We start from the raw sequence: 15,895 nt of genomic DNA, 5'->3' as shown, positions 1-15,895 counted from the left end.
CTATTGCACAATCATTGTGATGTTTTATCTGATTATTGAGTGACTATCTCCCTCAGGTTCCCTGACCATGCATTTTCCCCTCTGTCCCGCAGCCTTCGGCCAATAAAAAACCCCGCCATCGCTGGCGGGGTTTTATCGGGTCACGAAGGAGGCGTCCCTCCTTCATCACGCGCTCTTAGCGGCTCTTCAGCTGGCTCTCGACCTTCTGGTGCAGCTCCTGCACCGAGCTCACGTTGGCGGTAGCATCGACTGTGATGGCCATGCAGGTGGCGAACGCCGCGTGCAGCGTGGTGGTGTATGCCACCTTGTGCTGCAGGGCGCCACGGCGCAGCTGCTTGGAGTCCTCGATGGCGCGGCGGCCCTCGGCGGTGTTGACGATGTAGGTGTACTCGCCATTCTTGATGCGATCCAGAATGTGCGGACGGCCCTCGTGCACCTTGTTGACCAGGCGCGGGTTGATGCTCGCCTCACCCAAGGTCACCGCAGTGCCGTGGGTGGCGTCGAGGTCATAGCCCAGCTCCAGCAGCTTGGCGGCCAGGTTGACCACCCGCTCCTTGTCGCCGTGGCGCACGGAGAGCAGGGCGCGACCTTCGCGCGGCACCTGGTGACCGGCACCCAGCTGCGCCTTGGCATACGCCTCGGCAAAGCTGCTGCCCACCCCCATCACTTCACCTGTACTGCGCATCTCCGGGCCCAGCAGCGGGTCCACACCCGGGAACTTGGCGAACGGCAGCACTACCTCTTTCACCGAGTAGTAGGGCGGGATGATCTCGCTGGTGAAACCCTGCTCTTTCAGGCTCTGACCGGCCATGACGCGGGCGGCAATCTTGGCCAGCGGCGCACCGGTGGCCTTGGAGACGAACGGCACAGTACGGGCGGCACGGGGGTTCACCTCGATGAGGTAGATCTCGTTGTCTTTCACCGCGAACTGCACGTTCATCAGGCCCACTACGCCAAGCTCCAGCGCCAGTTTACGCACCTGCTCGCGCATCTCGTCCTGAATGGCCTTGGACAAGGTGTAGGGCGGCAGGGAGCAGGCGGAGTCACCGGAGTGGATGCCGGCCTGTTCGATGTGCTCCATGATGCCGCCGATGACCACGTCCACGCCGTCGCAGATGGCGTCCACGTCCACCTCGGTGGCGTCGTCCAGGAAGCGGTCCAGCAGTACCGGCGATTCGTTGGAGACGCTCACCGCCTCGGCGAAGTAGCGGCGCAGGTCCTGCTCGTCATAGACGATCTCCATGGCGCGGCCACCCAGCACGTAGGAGGGGCGCACCACCAGCGGGTAGGTGATGCGCTCGGCGGTCAGCACCGCCTGCTCCAGGGCGGTGACGGTGCCGTTTTCCGGCTGTTTGAGACCCAGGCGCTCCACGGCGGACTGGAAGCGCTCGCGGTCTTCGGCGCGGTCGATGGCATCGGGGCTGGTACCGATGACCGGCACGCCGTTGGCCTCCAATGCTCGCGCAAGCTTGAGCGGAGTCTGGCCACCGTACTGGACGATGACGCCCTTGGGCTGCTCGACCCGCACGATCTCCAGCACGTCTTCCAGGGTGACCGGCTCGAAGTAGAGGCGGTCCGAGGTGTCGTAGTCGGTGGAGACGGTTTCCGGGTTGCAGTTGACCATGATGGTCTCGTAACCGTCTTCGCGCAGGGCCAGCGCCGCGTGCACGCAGCAGTAGTCAAACTCGATGCCCTGACCGATACGGTTCGGGCCGCCACCGATGACCATGATCTTGTCGCGGTTGGTGGGGTTGGCCTCGCACTCCTCGTCATAGCTCGAATACATGTAGGCGGTGTTGGTGGCGAACTCGGCGGCGCAGGTATCGACCCGCTTGTAGACCGGGAAGATGTTGTGGCGGGCACGCAATTTACGCACTTCACCTTCGGCCACGCCGAGGATCTTGGCCAGACGGGCGTCGGCAAAGCCCTTGCGCTTGAGGGCCCGCAGGAAGTCGGCATCCAGACCCGCCATGCCGCGCTCTTTCACCTGCTCTTCGAGTTTCACCAGCTCTTCAATCTGCACCAGGAACCAGGGGTCAATCTTGGTCAGGCGGAATACGCCGTCCATGGAGAGACCGGCCCGGAAGGCGTCGGCGATGTAGAAGATGCGGTCGCTGCCGGCATCCTGCAGCTCGTGGCGGATGCGGGTCAGGGCGTCAGGGGCGTTGAGATCCAGCATGGGGTCGAAGCCGGTCTTGCCGGTCTCCAGGCCACGCAGGGCCTTGTGCAGGGACTCCTGGAAGTTGCGGCCGATGGCCATCACTTCACCGACGGACTTCATCTGGGTGGTCAGACGGTCGTTGGCGCCGGCGAACTTCTCGAAGTTGAAGCGCGGCACCTTGGTGACCACGTAGTCGATGGCCGGCTCGAAAGAGGCCGGAGTGCGACCGCCGGTGATGTCGTTCATCAGCTCGTCCAGGGTGTAACCGATGGCGAGCTTGGCGGCAATCTTGGCGATGGGGAAACCGGTCGCCTTGGAGGCGAGCGCAGAGGAGCGAGACACCCGCGGGTTCATCTCGATGATGACCATGCGGCCGTCTTTGGGGTTGATGCCGAACTGGACGTTGGAGCCACCGGTCTCGACGCCGATCTCGCGCAGCACCGCCATGGAGGCGTTGCGCATGATCTGGTACTCCTTGTCGGTCAGCGTCTGGGCTGGCGCGACCGTGATGGAGTCACCGGTGTGGATGCCCATGGGGTCGAAGTTCTCGATGGCGCAGACGATGATGCAGTTGTCGTTGCGATCGCGCACCACCTCCATCTCGTACTCTTTCCAGCCGATCAGCGACTCGTCGATGAGCAGCTCCTTGGTCGGCGACAGATCCAGGCCGCGCTCGCAGATCTCGACGAACTCTTCGGTGTTGTAGGCGATGCCGCCACCGGAGCCGCCCATGGTGAAGGAGGGACGGATGATGCAGGGGAAGCCCACTTCGGCCTGCACTTTCCAGGCTTCTTCCATGTTGTGGGCGATGCCTGCGCGCGGGCACTCCAGGCCGATGCTGCGCATCGCCTTGTCAAAGCGGGAGCGGTCTTCGGCCTTGTCGATGGCGTCGGCGGTGGCACCGATCATCTCGACGCCGAATTCGGCCAGCACGCCGTGCTTCTCCAGATCCAGCGCACAGTTCAGTGCGGTCTGGCCGCCCATGGTGGGCAGGATGGCGTCCGGGCGTTCTTTCTTGATGATCTCGCGCACCACTTCCCAGGTGATGGGCTCGATGTAGGTGGCGTCGGCCATCTCCGGGTCGGTCATGATGGTGGCCGGGTTGGAGTTCACCAGGATGACGCGGTAGCCCTCCTCGCGCAGGGCCTTGCACGCCTGGGCGCCGGAGTAGTCGAATTCGCAGGCCTGGCCGATGACGATGGGGCCGGCGCCGAGGATCAGGATGCTCTGAAGGTCGTTACGTTTTGGCATGGCTCTCTTTATCCTCTTAGGCGCGATACTGCTTAATCAATTCAATAAAGTGGTCGAACAGACCGGCACAGTCGTGCGGGCCCGGGCTCGCTTCGGGGTGACCCTGGAAGCTGAAGGCCGGACGGTCGGTGCGATGGATGCCCTGCAGGGACCCATCGAACAGGGAGACGTGGGTGGCGCGCAGGCACTCCGGCAAGCTGTTCTCGTCCACTGCGAAGCCGTGGTTCTGGGCGGTGATCATCACTGTGTTGTCGTCCAGGCTCTTCACCGGGTGGTTGGCACCGTGGTGGCCAAACTTCATCTTGACGGTCTTGGCACCGGAGGCGAGACCCAGCAGCTGGTGACCCAGGCAGATGCCAAACACCGGGGTGTTGGTATCAAGGAAGGTCTTGATGGCCTCGATGGCGTAGTCGCACGGCTCGGGGTCACCTGGGCCGTTGGAGAGGAAGATGCCATCCGGGTTCAGCGCCAGTACCTCGGCAGCCGGGGTCTTGGCCGGCACCACGGTCAGGCGGCAGCCGCGGTCCACCAGCATGCGCAGGATGTTGCGCTTGACGCCAAAGTCGTAGGCCACCACGTGGTATTTGAGCTGGTCGGCATCCGGGGTGACGTGCCCCTTGCCAAGCTGCCAGCTCCCTTCGGTCCAGTTGTACGCCTCGCCAACCGTGACCTCTTTGGCCAGGTCCATCCCCTTCAGACCGGGGAAGGCGCGCGCCTGTTCGAGGGCATAGGCTTCATCAACCTGTTTCCCGGCCAGAATGCAGCCAGCCTGGGCGCCTTTCTCGCGCAGGATGCGGGTCAGCTTGCGGGTGTCGATGTCGGCGATGCCAACGATGTTGTGGGACTTGAGGTAATCGGAGAGGGATTGCTGATTGCGGAAATTGGAGGCAAGTATCGGAAGGTCCCGGATGATCAATCCCTGAGCGTGGATTTGACTGGACTCTTCATCTTCGCTGTTGGTGCCGGTGTTGCCTATATGGGGGTAAGTGAGGGTGACTATCTGACGGGAATAAGAGGGATCGGTGAGGATTTCCTGATAGCCCGTCATCGACGTATTGAAAACCACTTCACCAACGGAACATCCCTCGGCGCCTATCGACACGCCTTTGAACACAGTTCCATCTTCCAGCACTAGCAATGCAGTGTGATTCAAGACAACCTCCAGTTATTTAGCTTTAAATTCAGCAATTTACCTGGGTGTTGCGGGCTCGATTCCGGCCTTGGACAGGACTCGAACCCGGCAGATTTCTGGCAAATTGGGCGCATTCTACTTAAAAACGATCGCATTTCAACGTCTTTTCTCATTCGAAATGCATCTAAATTCAATAAACAAGCAACATTACCCATTATCTATGCACTTCATTGCTTTGCAACCCCCTCCCTGAAAAGAAAAGGCAAAAGTTGCTGCCAATCCAGACCAAGAGACCATCATTGATACAAAAACCAATTTTTAATCCTTAAAAAACAATGCAATGAAGTTTCATATAAAAAATCTCAAAGCCTGCAATCAGCTTTTTTAGGGAGGATTAGTGGCCTTGAAAAATGGAAAACGTTTTTCTGCGTTTGAATTTTTAGTCTGTTTTGATGGATGTAAAAAAATGCCCTGGCAGGGGCTATTGAGGCCCATTTTCGTTACCAGCCGATGACATTCATGCAATGCAGGATCCGGTAAAACAGCAGAGAGGGGCGATTTATCTCGTTTCGTGCAAAAATCACCGTGTAAGCGGTATTTATACAAAATCACCAATAAAAAACCCCGCATGAGCGGGGTTTTGAGCAGACGACGGGCCGGGCAGCCCCTTCGTGCACACCACGGGTGCCGTGATGTCAGTGGATGTGGTTACTTGAGGCCGAGCACGTCCTGCATGTCATAGAGGCCGGCTCCCTGCCCCTTGAGCCACTTGCCGGCGCGCACCGCACCGTTGGCGAAGGTGAGACGACTGGAGGCCTTGTGGCTGATCTCCACCCGCTCGCCGATGTCGGCAAACATGACGGTGTGCTCCCCCACCAGATCGCCGGCGCGAATGGTGGCAAAGCCGATGGTGTTGCGATCCCGCTCGCCGGTGATCCCCTCGCGGCCGTAGACGGCGCACTCTTTCAAGTCACGTCCCAGCGTCTTGGCCACCACCTCCCCCATGGAGAGGGCGGTGCCGGACGGGGCATCCACCTTGTGTCTGTGGTGCCCCTCGATGATCTCGATGTCGGTGTAATCCCCCATCACCTTGGCGGCCTGCTCCAGCAGCTTGAACACCAGGTTGACGCCCACCGAGTAGTTGGAGGCGAAGACGATGCCGATCTCGCCGGCGGCGGCCTGGAGCGCCGCCTTGCCCGCGTCGTCAAAGCCGGTGGTGCCGATCACCATCTGCTTGTGATGGGCCCGGGCGAAGGCCAGGTTGGCCAGGGTCACCTCGGGGCGGGTGAAGTCGATGATGAGATCAAACTCGTCCCGTACCTTGTCCAGGCTGTCGCTGATGATGACACCTAGCCGACCCAGCCCGTTGAGTTCGCCGGCATCCAGCCCGATCACGGCGGAGCCAGGTCGCTCCAGCGCCGCCCCGACCACCACGCCCTCGGCATGGCTGATCGCCTCCAGCAGCACCTTGCCCATACGACCATTACAGCCCATCACGGCCACACGGATCGGATTGTCCATCTCCACCCTCTCATCTCTATTAAGGAAAGAGACCGTTTTACCAGCCTGCGCCCGCTTTGAAAAGCCCGCCGTGGCCGTCGTCCACCACCCGAAAAATCAACAACATATTTACTGAAATCCGAATATTTCACGGATTTAATCAATTCAACAAAATCACCAGACAAAAAGCAGCATCCATCTGGACGTCTATCTTGACCGGGCGGGCGCGACTCACTACTGTAGGCACCCCATAGCGGCAGGATGCCCGCCACGCTCACCCCACTGCGGGCTGGCTGAGACAGGGAGGTCATGTACAACCATCGAGGAACACATGATCCAGACTCAACCCAGCGCCAGAGCCCTGCTGCCTCTGCTGGTCTTTCTTGCTCTCTTTATCGGTACCGGCACCTGGCTGACCCTGCAGGGGGTCGAGTTCGCCTTCTATCAGCTGCCCGCCCCCGTCGCCGCCCTCCCCGCCGTCATGCTGGCGCTGGTGCTGGGCAAGGAGGGGTTCAACAAGAACCTCGAGACCTTCTTCAAGGGGGTCGGTGACAGCAACATCATGGCGATGTGCCTCATCTATCTGCTGGCAGGCGCCTTCGCCACCGTGGCCAAGGCCACCGGCGGGGTGGATGCCACGGTCGCCCTTGGCCTCTCCCTCATCCCCGGCTGGTTCCTGCTGCCTGGGCTGTTCCTCATCTCCGCCTTCATCGCCACCGCCATGGGCACCTCCATGGGCACCATAGGCGCCGTGGCACCGGTGGCGCTGGGTGTGGCCCAGGCCGCCGGCATCGATCCTGTGCTGATGGCGGGCACCATCCTCTCCGGCGCCATGTTTGGCGACAACCTCTCCATCATCTCCGACACCACCATTGCGGCCACCCGCAGCCAGGGCTGCGAGATGAAGGACAAGTTTCGCGAGAACTTCAAGATTGCCGCCCCGGCCGCCATCGGCGTGATCCTGCTCTATCTGACCCTGGGGTCGGTCGGGGATGCCCCCGCCACCGAGGCCCATATCGAGCTGCTCAAGGTGATGCCCTACCTGCTGATCCTGGTGCTGGCCCTCTCTGGCATGAACGTCTTCATGGTGCTGGGGCTCGGCATTGTGGCCGCTGGCGGGGTCGGTCTGCTGGGGGATTACCCCCTCGGCCAGTTCAGCAAGGACATCTATCAGGGCTTCACTGGCATGCAGGAGATCTTCCTGCTCTCCATGCTGATCGGCGGCCTCGGCGCCCTGATGGAACGCCAGGGGGGGCTGGCCTGGATCAGCACCCGCATCAGCGCCCTCATCGCCCGCTTCACCCGTCAGCACGACGGCGAGCAGAACGAGAAGGCGGCCGAGCTCGGCATCGCCGGGGTGGTGGGCCTCACCAACCTCTGCACCGCCAACAACACGGTGGCCATTATCGTCGCCAGCAAGGTGGCCAAGGATCTGGCGGATCACCACGGGGTAACCCCGCGCCGCGCCGCCTCCATGCTCGACATCTTCTCCTGCGTGGTGCAGGGGCTGATCCCCTGGGGCGCCCAGGCGCTGCTGCTGGGCTCCATCTTCGCCCTCTCGCCGCTGGCGGTGGTGAGCATGAGCTTCTACCCCATGGCGCTGGCGCTGGCCGCCCTGGTGGCGGTGTTCGTCAAGCACCAGATGCGCAAAACCGCCCACGTCTGATAGTGCGGCCGCCGGGTCCCACCCGGCGGCCGAGCCGCGCTGTTCAACCCGGCGCGGCCTTGTTAAGGTGATCGCCTGCCAGTGCGATCCACGTATCGCCCCGTCGCCCGTTCATCAGAGGAGCCCCCATGCCGGATACCCAGCCTGAAAGACAATCCCTGCGCCAGCTCATCCGTCAGCGCAGAAAGAGCCTGACCCAGGCCGAGCAGCAGCAGGCGGCCCAGCAGCTGGTTGCCCAGTTCAAGCAGCATCCCGAGATCCTGGCGGCCAAACGTATCGCCCTCTATCTGGCCAACGACGGCGAGCTCAACCCCCTGCCCGCCATCCACTGGCTGTGGGCCCAGCAAAAAGAGGTCTATCTGCCGGTGTTGCACCCCTTCACCCCGGGCCACCTGCTCTTCTTGCGCTACACCGCTACCAGTCCCATGACCCGAAACCGTTACGGCATCGCCGAACCTGAGCTCGACATGCAGCAGGTGGTGCCCCACAGCACCCTCGATCTGATTTGTACGCCGCTGGTGGCGTTCGACGCGGCAGGCAACCGGCTCGGCATGGGCGGCGGCTACTATGATCGCACCCTCGCCTGCTGGCACGAGCACAGGCTCGGTCCCAAGCCGCTGGGACTCGCCCACGACTGCCAGCAGGTGGACGCGGTGCCGCAGGAGGAGTGGGACGTGCCGCTGCCCCAGATCATCACCCCCAGCCGCTGCTGGCACTTTCCCGACTGAGGCCGGAAGCGGCCTTGCCGCACTGATCGGCTCTTGCTGACACAACCATGTGTGCAATGACATGGCGCAATAAACAGGCAAACGATTTACATCTTGCGGGTTTTTGGCCCGGAACGTGAGCTGGGTGGTCGCTCTGGGGTGGCGCCTTGGATATAATGCGGCCGCTTTTTTCCAAAGGATCGATCATGACTCAAGATGAAATGAAGAAGGCGGCCGGTTGGGCTGCGCTCAAGTATGTGGTTCCCGGCACCATCGTCGGGGTAGGCACCGGCTCTACCGTCAACCACTTCATCGATGCACTGGCGACCATGAAGGACGAGATCAAGGGAGCGGTATCCAGCTCCGTGGCCTCCACCGAACGCCTCAAGGGCTTCGGCATCCCTGTATATGACCTCAACGAGATCGACGCCCTCTCCGTCTACGTGGACGGTGCCGACGAGATCAACGGCACCCGCGACATGATCAAGGGCGGCGGCGCGGCCCTGACCCGCGAGAAGATCGTCGCCGCCGTGGCCGACAAGTTCATCTGCATCATCGACAACACCAAGACGGTCGACGTGCTCGGCACCTTCCCGCTGCCGGTGGAAGTGATCCCCATGGCCCGCGAATACGTGGCCCGCGAGATCAAGAAACTCGGCGGCAACCCGGTCTGGCGTGAAGGGGTGGTCACCGACAACGGCAACCACATCCTGGACGTGAAAGGCATGGCCATCACAGATGCCAAGGGGCTGGAAGTGCAGCTCAACGCCATCGTTGGCACCGTCACCAACGGTCTGTTTGCCCATCGCGGGGCAGACGTGGTGGTGATTGGTACTCCCGACGGAGTCATCACCCAATAAGGTTGTCTGCCAAAACGCAGCTCAACGGCATCATGGTAGGCACCGTCACCAACGGTCTGTTTGCCCACCGCGGGGCAGACGTGGTGGTGATCGGCACCCCGGACGGCGTGATCATCAGCTGACCTCCGATGGACAGGATCAGGTCACCCATGATCCCTTCGCAATGAAAGACGGCGCCCCATGGCGCCGTTTTTATTTGTTGCTCAATGAGTTGCAAACCCTCGTTTACAACTATCGTTGAAAACTTCAAAGAATTTGACTTTCGTCACAAATATTCCCTCTCCCCAACGTTTTTGCTACTTTACGGTTTTCTTCACACACCATATCTGCACTCACTTTTGCAAACATAGAGGGATCGTCATGACCGCCAAGTTTTCACTGGACAAGGATAAAATCAAGGTGCTGCTGCTGGAGGGGGTTCACCCCAATACAGTGGAAACCTTTCGTGCCGCAGGTTACACCAGTGTGGAGTATCTGAAGACCTCTCTCTCCGAAGAAGAGCTGATCGAGCGTATTCGTGACGTGCATTTCGTAGGGCTGCGCTCGCGCACCCAGATCACCGAGAAGGTGCTGGATGCCGCCAACAAGCTGGTGGCCATCGGCTGCTTCTGCATCGGCACCAACCAGGTCTCCCTGGATGCCGCCCACCTGCGCGGCATCCCGGTGTTCAACGCCCCCTTCTCCAACACCCGCTCGGTGGCCGAACTGGTGCTGGGGGAGATCCTGCTGCTGCTGCGCGGCATCCCGGAGAAGAACGCCAAGTGCCATCGCGGTGTGTGGGAAAAGCTGGCCAACCGCTCGGTGGAAGCCCGCGGCAAGAAGCTCGGCATCATCGGCTACGGCCACATCGGCACCCAGCTTGGCATCATCGCCGAGAGCATAGGCATGAAGGTCTACTACTACGACATCGAGAACAAGCTCTCGCTCGGCAACGCCATCCAGGTGCCGAGCATGGTCGAGCTGCTCAACATGTCCGACGTCATCAGCCTGCACGTGCCTGAGACCGCCTCCACCAAGGATCTCATCGGTGCCGAGCAACTGCGCATGATGAAACCGGGCGCCATCTTCATCAACGCCTCCCGCGGCACAGTGGTGGACATCGATGCCCTGGCCGACGTCATCAAGAGCGGCCACCTCGCCGGCGCAGCCATCGACGTCTTCCCGGTCGAGCCCAAGTCCAACGACGAGGAGTTCCTCACCCCGCTGCGCGGCCTGGACAACGTGATCCTGACCCCGCACATCGGCGGCTCCACTCAGGAGGCCCAGGAGAACATCGGGCTGGAAGTGGCCAACAAGCTGGTCAAATACTCCGACAACGGCTCTACCCTCTCCGCCGTCAACTTCCCTGAAGTCTCCCTGCCGGGTCACAAGGGCTCCAGCCGCCTGCTGCACATTCACCGCAACCAGCCTGGCGTGATGAACCAGATCAACCAGATCTTCGCCGACGAGGGGATCAACATCGCCGGTCAATACCTGCAGACCAGCAGCCACATCGGCTACGTGGTGATCGACGTGGAGACCGAGCACAGCGAGAAGGCGCTGGCCAAGCTCAAGGAGATCGGCGGCACCATCCGTGCCCGCATCCTCCACTGATAGACCCGTTTTTCAGAACAGCAAAAAGCCCGTCGCAACGACGGGCTTTTTTATGCTGCGATGCGCAACGCAGATCCGCGTCGTTGCGCCTTTGCCCCCTTCTCCCCTCGCGGGAGAAGGGTTGGGGATGAGGGGGAGATGAAACCTCCCTCATCCGGCCCTCTTGCAAAGAGAGCGGGAAAATACGCGACAGACAATGAGGCCCGGCTTACCACCACCCCAGCAGGTTGCGGCCCACCAGGGCGCCCCACACCAAGGCGTTGAGGGCCAGTGCGATGAAGACGGCGGCGGAGCCCAGATCCTTGGCGCGACCGGAGAGCTCGTGATGTTCGGAGCCGATGCGATCCACCACCGCCTCGACGGCGGAGTTGAGCACCTCGACGATCACCACCAGCCAGCTGATGCAGATGAGCAGCAGGATTTGATCGAGGGTATCGCCGATCCAGAACGCCAGCGGCATCAGCAGCAGGATCAGCATCAGCTCCTGCCGGAAAGCGGCCTCGTTGATCCAGGCTGACTTGAGCCCCTTCATGCTGTAACCGGTTGCATTGATGATGCGGGTGACCCCGGTTGCCCCTGGCTTTGCCACGCTATCTACCTCATTTGGAATCGTTTTGGGGCTCACATCCTATCAGAGCCCCTCGAGGTTTCCATCAGGGGTTTTTTGCTTTATTTTATCCCTTTGCCTTTTCTGGCACTCAGTCATTGCTACTGCCCACGCCACCCATTTCGAGAATCGAGTCGTATGTCCATTCACACCGATGAATTGCGCACCCGTCGCCTGGAGTCCCTGATCACTCCCAGCGAGCTGGCGCACGCCTTCCCGTTAAGCGACACCGTTGCCCAGAATCTGCTGGATGCCCGCCGCGAAGTGGAAGCGATCCTGGCCGGTGAGGATCAGCGCCTGCTGGTCATCGTCGGTCCCTGCTCCATTCACGATCCGGCCGCCGCCCACGAGTATGCCCTGCGCCTCAATGCCCTGCGCCAGCAGTATAAAGAGAGCCTGTGCATCGTGATGCGTACCTATTTCGAGAAGCCGCGCACCATCGTCGGCTGGAAAGGCCTCATCAATGATCCGCGCCTCGATGGCAGCTTCGACGTCAACGAAGGGCTGAAACTGGCCCGCAAGCTGCTGGTGGACATCAACGCCCTCGGCATGCCCACCGCCACCGAGTTCCTCGACATGGTGACCGGCCAGTACATCAGCGACCTCATCACCTGGGGCGCCATCGGCGCGCGCACCACCGAATCCCAGGTGCACCGCGAGATGGCCTCCGCCCTCTCCTGCCCGGTCGGCTTCAAGAACGGCACCGACGGCAACACCCGCATCGCCATCGATGCGGTGCGTGCCGCCCGTCACAGCCACATCTTCTACTCCCCGGACAAGGACGGCAAGATGACCATCTACCGCACCGCCGGCAACCCCTATGGCCACGTGATCCTGCGCGGCGGCCACAGACCCAACTACGATACCGCCAGCATCGATGAAGCGTGCGAAGCGCTGGCCGACGTCGGCCTGCCCGAGCGGCTGGTGGTGGATTTCAGCCACGGCAACAGCATGAAGGATCACCGTCGCCAGCTGCTGGTGGCGCAGGACATCTGCGATCAGCTGCGCCGCGGCCGCACCGGCATCGCCGGTATCATGGCCGAGAGCTTCCTGGTGGAAGGGCGGCAGGATGTGGAGAACGGCTGCGCCGCCACCTTCGGCCAGAGCATCACCGATGCCTGCCTCTCCTGGAGCGACACCGAGACCCTGCTGGCCATGCTGGCCGAGGCCGCCCAGGTGCGCCTGCACAAGCTGGGCTGAACAGCCAATAAGCAAAGGGGCCAGTATGTTCGATACTGGCCCCTTTTTCTTGGGCGGCCGACTAGGCCGCGCCCCGCTCCTACAAACTGGGCATAAACCAGACCCGGCCGCCCGCCTCGATACGCTCGGTCTTGATCTGGAATACCTGTGCCAGCAGCGCCTCGTCCACCAGCTCGACGCCCCCCTCCCGTACCACCCGGCCCTGTTGCAGACAGAGCAGGCGATCGGCCCAGTCGATGGCCAGGTTGATGTCGTGGATGGCGAGCACCACCAGCAGCCCCTGCCCGGCCAGCTGCTTGAGCAGCCGCAGCAGCGCCAGTTGATGGTGCAGATCGAGCCCGGCCAGCGGCTCGTCCAGCAGCAGTATCCGGCCATCCGGGTTGAGGCTCGGCCACACCTGCAGCAGGGTGCGGGCGATCAGCACCCGCTGCTGCTCTCCGCCAGACAGCCGGCTGAAGTCCCGCGCCAGCAAGGCTTCCAGCTCCAGCGCCTGACACAGCGCCTGAATAGCCTCGTTCTGCCTGGCCGCAGGTTGAGCCTCATCGAGCCCCAGGCTCAGCACCTGAAACACCGGGATATGGAACAGCTGGGGCTGGCGCTGAGGCAGCATGGCGCGCCGCTGCGCCAGTTCCGGCCAGCTCAAGTCCGCCAGCGACTCGCCGCCGATGCGCACCTCCCCTTGCCCCGACAAGAGGCCGGCCAAGGCGCCGAGCAGGGTCGACTTGCCGCTGCCGTTGGGTCCGAGCAGGGCCACCAGCTGGCCACCCTGCCAGGCAAGGTCGAGGGGGGCGAGCCGGTTGGCGACGGCGAGGGCGCGGGCCGCCAGCAAGGGTGGCTGGCTCCCGGGGTGATCAGGTGCTGGCATGGGCATCTTGCCTCAACAACAGATAGATGAAGAGCGGGGCGCCGACCGAGGCGGTGATGACCCCGATGGGCAGCTCCCCCGCTCGCAGGGCGGAGCGGGCGATGAGATCGGCCGCCAGCAGCAGGGCGCCGCCCCCCAGCGCCGAGGCGGGCAGCAGGAAGCGCTGATCGCTGCCGCCACACAGGCGCAGCAGATGGGGCACCACCAGCCCGACGAAGCCGATGACGCCGCACAGTGCCACCGCCATCCCGGTGAGCAGGCAGACCGCCAGCACCAGCCGCACCCGCATCTTGTCCACATCGAGCCCCATCAGACGGGCCTGGGTCTCTCCCAGCAGCAGTTGCTGCAGCGCCTTGCCCTGCCAGCCGAGCCAGCCGAGAGCAAGCGGGAACAGCAGCCACCACCAGGCGAATTGCTGGCTGCCATAGGCGAGGCTCCCCATCATCCAGAACATGAATTCACGCAAGGAGCCGTCATCGGCAAAGTACATCAGCCAGGTCATGGCGGCGTTGCTGAGGATGCCGATGGCGACCCCAAACAGCAGCAGCCTGGCATGACCGAGCCGGGCCCGGCGCGCCAGCCGGATAAGCAGCATGGTCACCAGCAGGGCGCCGCCAAAGGCCGCCAGCGACAACCCCCAGCCCGACAGATAGACGCCGAGGGCCTTGGCCACCGCCATCGCCACCATGGCGGCCAGTCCCGCCCCGCTCGAGACGCCGAGCAGGCCGGGTTCGGCCACCGGGTTGTGCAACATCACCTGCAGCACGGCGCCACCGCAGGCGAGCGCAGCCCCCGCCAGCAGGGCCAGCAGGGCGCGCGGCAGGCGCAGCTCCAGCAGAATGCGCTGCTCGAGCTCCCCCAAGGGGTGCCAGGGCAACAGCAGGAATTCGCCCCAGATCAGGGAGAAGAGAAACAGCGCCAGGGTCAGCAGCAGCAGGCCGAGCAACCAGCGCCGCTGCCAGCGCTGCTGGCGGGCGAGCAAAGAGAGATACACAGAGGCTCCCCGAAGGTGAGAGTGACCCGTGCCCAGGCGGCGTCAGCCACCGGGCACCAGCATGAAAAGGTCATGATAACAGCGTGTTACCACCCAAGGTCAAGGTTGGTAAGGCTTGGCGAGGATGGCAATGTCACCGCTTGCCACCAGCTCCTGCAGGGCCAGTGCCAGCGGTTGCTGCAGCGCCTGATGGGGAGAGCGCTTGCTCATGCCCAGATAGAGCACCACGGGCTGGGATGGCTGGTAGGCCGCCTTGCGCAGCCCCGCCTCCTTGCCCCGGCTCAGGGCATAGTCCACCTGGCAGTCGGTGCCGATCATCAACGGCAGATGGCCGCGCTGCACCATGCGCAGCAGTTGCTCCTCGGTGGGTACCCCGTGCTTGTCGAGCCGGCTGTCGGAATCGAACGGTTCGAAATAGGCCGAGTTGAGCACGTAACCCACCCTGTGCCCCTGCAGATCGGCATAGCTGCGCAGAGTCGAGACCTCAGTTCCCTTGCCATAAAAGGCGGGCCGGCACTGGTAATAGGCCGGCTGCAGATAGTCGATGAAAGTCGCCCGTTCCGCCGTCATCGCCAGCCCGATCATCAGGTCCACCTGGCCGGTCTGCATCTGTTTGAGCGCCCGCCCCCAGGGGACCTGCTTCACTTCGAAGCGGATGCCGCTGCGCCGCTGCAACTGCTGCAAGATATCCATGTCCAGTCCGCCCAGCCGACCGTCCGGCATTTCAATTCGAAACGGTGGCCAGACATCGGTGGCTACCGTCAGGGTCGGCGCACCGTGCACCTGGCAGGCAAACAGCAGACCAAGCACAGCCCAGCTTGTCTTGCCCATCTCGTACAACCCTCTGTCTCTTCATCCTTGATGGATTAAAAATACCCTGCCGCCCCACTTATGAGAACCCATGGTTCGGCGATAAAATGCGATTGATTTTTAAGGAGAACCTAATGAACCCTATCTTTACCAGCATCGGCCTGCTGCTGTGCAGCAACGTCTTCATGACCTTCGCCTGGTACGCCCACCTCAAGAGTATGAATCACAAACCCTGGATCATCGCCGCCCTGGTGAGCTGGGGAATAGCGCTGTTCGAATACCTGCTGCAGGTACCCGCCAACCGCATCGGCCATACCGTGCTCTCCGTCGGCCAGCTCAAGATCCTGCAGGAGGTGATCACCCTCACCGTGTTCGTCCCCTTCTCCATCTTCTATCTGAAAGAGGATCTGAAATGGGATTACCTGTGGGCTGGCCTGTGCATCCTGGGCGCGGTCTTTTTTGTCTTTCGCGAGAAACTCACCGGCGCCTGACGCTGTACACTCAATAACATCCCCAGCAAGGCATCTCCTTGATAGACGAGGCAAAAAC

Annotated in this window: 13 protein-coding genes; 6 read left to right on the top strand and 7 right to left on the bottom strand. The window is 62.2% G+C overall.

Annotated elements, in window-relative coordinates; translation table 11 throughout:
- Nucleotides 1-175 precede the first annotated feature (175 nt).
- From carB to dapB, 3 genes are all read right to left on the bottom strand, one after another.
- A complete protein-coding gene (gene carB, locus ACB031_RS08710) occupies nucleotides 176-3,412 on the bottom strand; it encodes a carbamoyl-phosphate synthase large subunit (protein WP_005302601.1) in 3,237 nt (1,078 codons plus the stop codon).
- Nucleotides 3,413-3,428: 16 nt separating this feature from the next.
- Nucleotides 3,429-4,565 (bottom strand): glutamine-hydrolyzing carbamoyl-phosphate synthase small subunit, encoded by a 1,137-nt coding sequence (gene carA / locus ACB031_RS08705; protein WP_017766693.1) that lies wholly within the window; start codon nucleotides 4,563-4,565, stop codon nucleotides 3,429-3,431.
- Nucleotides 4,566-5,252: 687 nt separating this feature from the next.
- Nucleotides 5,253-6,065, bottom strand: a complete 813-nt coding sequence (dapB, locus tag ACB031_RS08700; protein ID WP_017785951.1) for a 4-hydroxy-tetrahydrodipicolinate reductase — start codon at nucleotides 6,063-6,065, stop codon at nucleotides 5,253-5,255.
- Between the two features lie 310 nt (nucleotides 6,066-6,375).
- Between dapB and ACB031_RS08695 the strand changes: the two genes are divergently transcribed.
- The 4 genes from ACB031_RS08695 (at nucleotide 6,376) to serA (ending at nucleotide 10,870) form a co-directional block, all read left to right on the top strand.
- Nucleotides 6,376-7,710, top strand: a complete 1,335-nt coding sequence (locus ACB031_RS08695; protein WP_208201287.1) for a Na+/H+ antiporter NhaC family protein — start codon at nucleotides 6,376-6,378, stop codon at nucleotides 7,708-7,710.
- 128 nt (nucleotides 7,711-7,838) lie between these two features.
- Entirely contained in the window at nucleotides 7,839-8,438 is a 600-nt protein-coding gene (locus ACB031_RS08690; RefSeq protein ID WP_029300045.1) for a 5-formyltetrahydrofolate cyclo-ligase, read from the top strand.
- 185 nt (nucleotides 8,439-8,623) lie between these two features.
- On the top strand, nucleotides 8,624-9,277 hold the full coding sequence (gene rpiA, locus ACB031_RS08685; protein WP_017766696.1) for a ribose-5-phosphate isomerase RpiA: 654 nt from the start codon (nucleotides 8,624-8,626) through the stop codon (nucleotides 9,275-9,277).
- A gap of 360 nt (nucleotides 9,278-9,637) precedes the next feature.
- On the top strand, nucleotides 9,638-10,870 hold the full coding sequence (serA, locus tag ACB031_RS08680) for a phosphoglycerate dehydrogenase (protein WP_005302616.1): 1,233 nt from the start codon (nucleotides 9,638-9,640) through the stop codon (nucleotides 10,868-10,870).
- Nucleotides 10,871-11,078: 208 nt separating this feature from the next.
- On the opposite strand, the gene ACB031_RS08675 is transcribed toward serA, so the two are convergent.
- Complete coding sequence (locus ACB031_RS08675; RefSeq protein WP_005302618.1) at nucleotides 11,079-11,459, bottom strand: diacylglycerol kinase; 381 nt, start codon at nucleotides 11,457-11,459, stop codon at nucleotides 11,079-11,081.
- A 156-nt stretch (nucleotides 11,460-11,615) separates the two neighbouring features.
- Between ACB031_RS08675 and ACB031_RS08670 the strand changes: the two genes are divergently transcribed.
- Nucleotides 11,616-12,677, top strand: coding sequence for a 3-deoxy-7-phosphoheptulonate synthase (locus tag ACB031_RS08670; RefSeq protein ID WP_005302620.1), 1,062 nt, complete (start codon nucleotides 11,616-11,618; stop codon nucleotides 12,675-12,677).
- A gap of 79 nt (nucleotides 12,678-12,756) precedes the next feature.
- Here the strand turns inward: ACB031_RS08670 and ACB031_RS08665 are convergent, their stop codons facing one another.
- From ACB031_RS08665 to ACB031_RS08655, 3 genes are all read right to left on the bottom strand, one after another.
- The gene (locus ACB031_RS08665) at nucleotides 12,757-13,542 is read right to left on the bottom strand and encodes an ATP-binding cassette domain-containing protein (RefSeq protein ID WP_192897132.1); all 786 of its coding nucleotides are present in this window, start codon (nucleotides 13,540-13,542) and stop codon (nucleotides 12,757-12,759) included.
- A complete protein-coding gene (btuC, locus tag ACB031_RS08660; RefSeq protein WP_244365699.1) occupies nucleotides 13,529-14,536 on the bottom strand; it encodes a vitamin B12 ABC transporter permease BtuC in 1,008 nt (335 codons plus the stop codon). Before btuC ends, ACB031_RS08665 begins: the two co-directional genes overlap by 14 nt.
- Before the next feature lie 99 nt (nucleotides 14,537-14,635).
- Complete coding sequence (locus ACB031_RS08655; protein WP_371139387.1) at nucleotides 14,636-15,367, bottom strand: substrate-binding periplasmic protein; 732 nt, start codon at nucleotides 15,365-15,367, stop codon at nucleotides 14,636-14,638.
- Between the two features lie 113 nt (nucleotides 15,368-15,480).
- Here ACB031_RS08655 and ACB031_RS08650 point away from each other — a divergent pair, with 113 nt between their 5' ends.
- Nucleotides 15,481-15,837, top strand: a complete 357-nt coding sequence (locus tag ACB031_RS08650; RefSeq protein WP_005302630.1) for a DMT family protein — start codon at nucleotides 15,481-15,483, stop codon at nucleotides 15,835-15,837.
- Nucleotides 15,838-15,895: the final 58 nt, after the last annotated feature.

Origin of the sequence: Aeromonas sp. S8(2024), from assembly GCF_041403085.1 — a bacterium.
Classification (GTDB): Bacteria; Pseudomonadota; Gammaproteobacteria; order Enterobacterales; family Aeromonadaceae; genus Aeromonas; species Aeromonas dhakensis.
The sequence above is the reverse complement of the archived record's forward strand: the minus strand, read 5'-3'. Positions and strand labels throughout refer to the sequence as shown.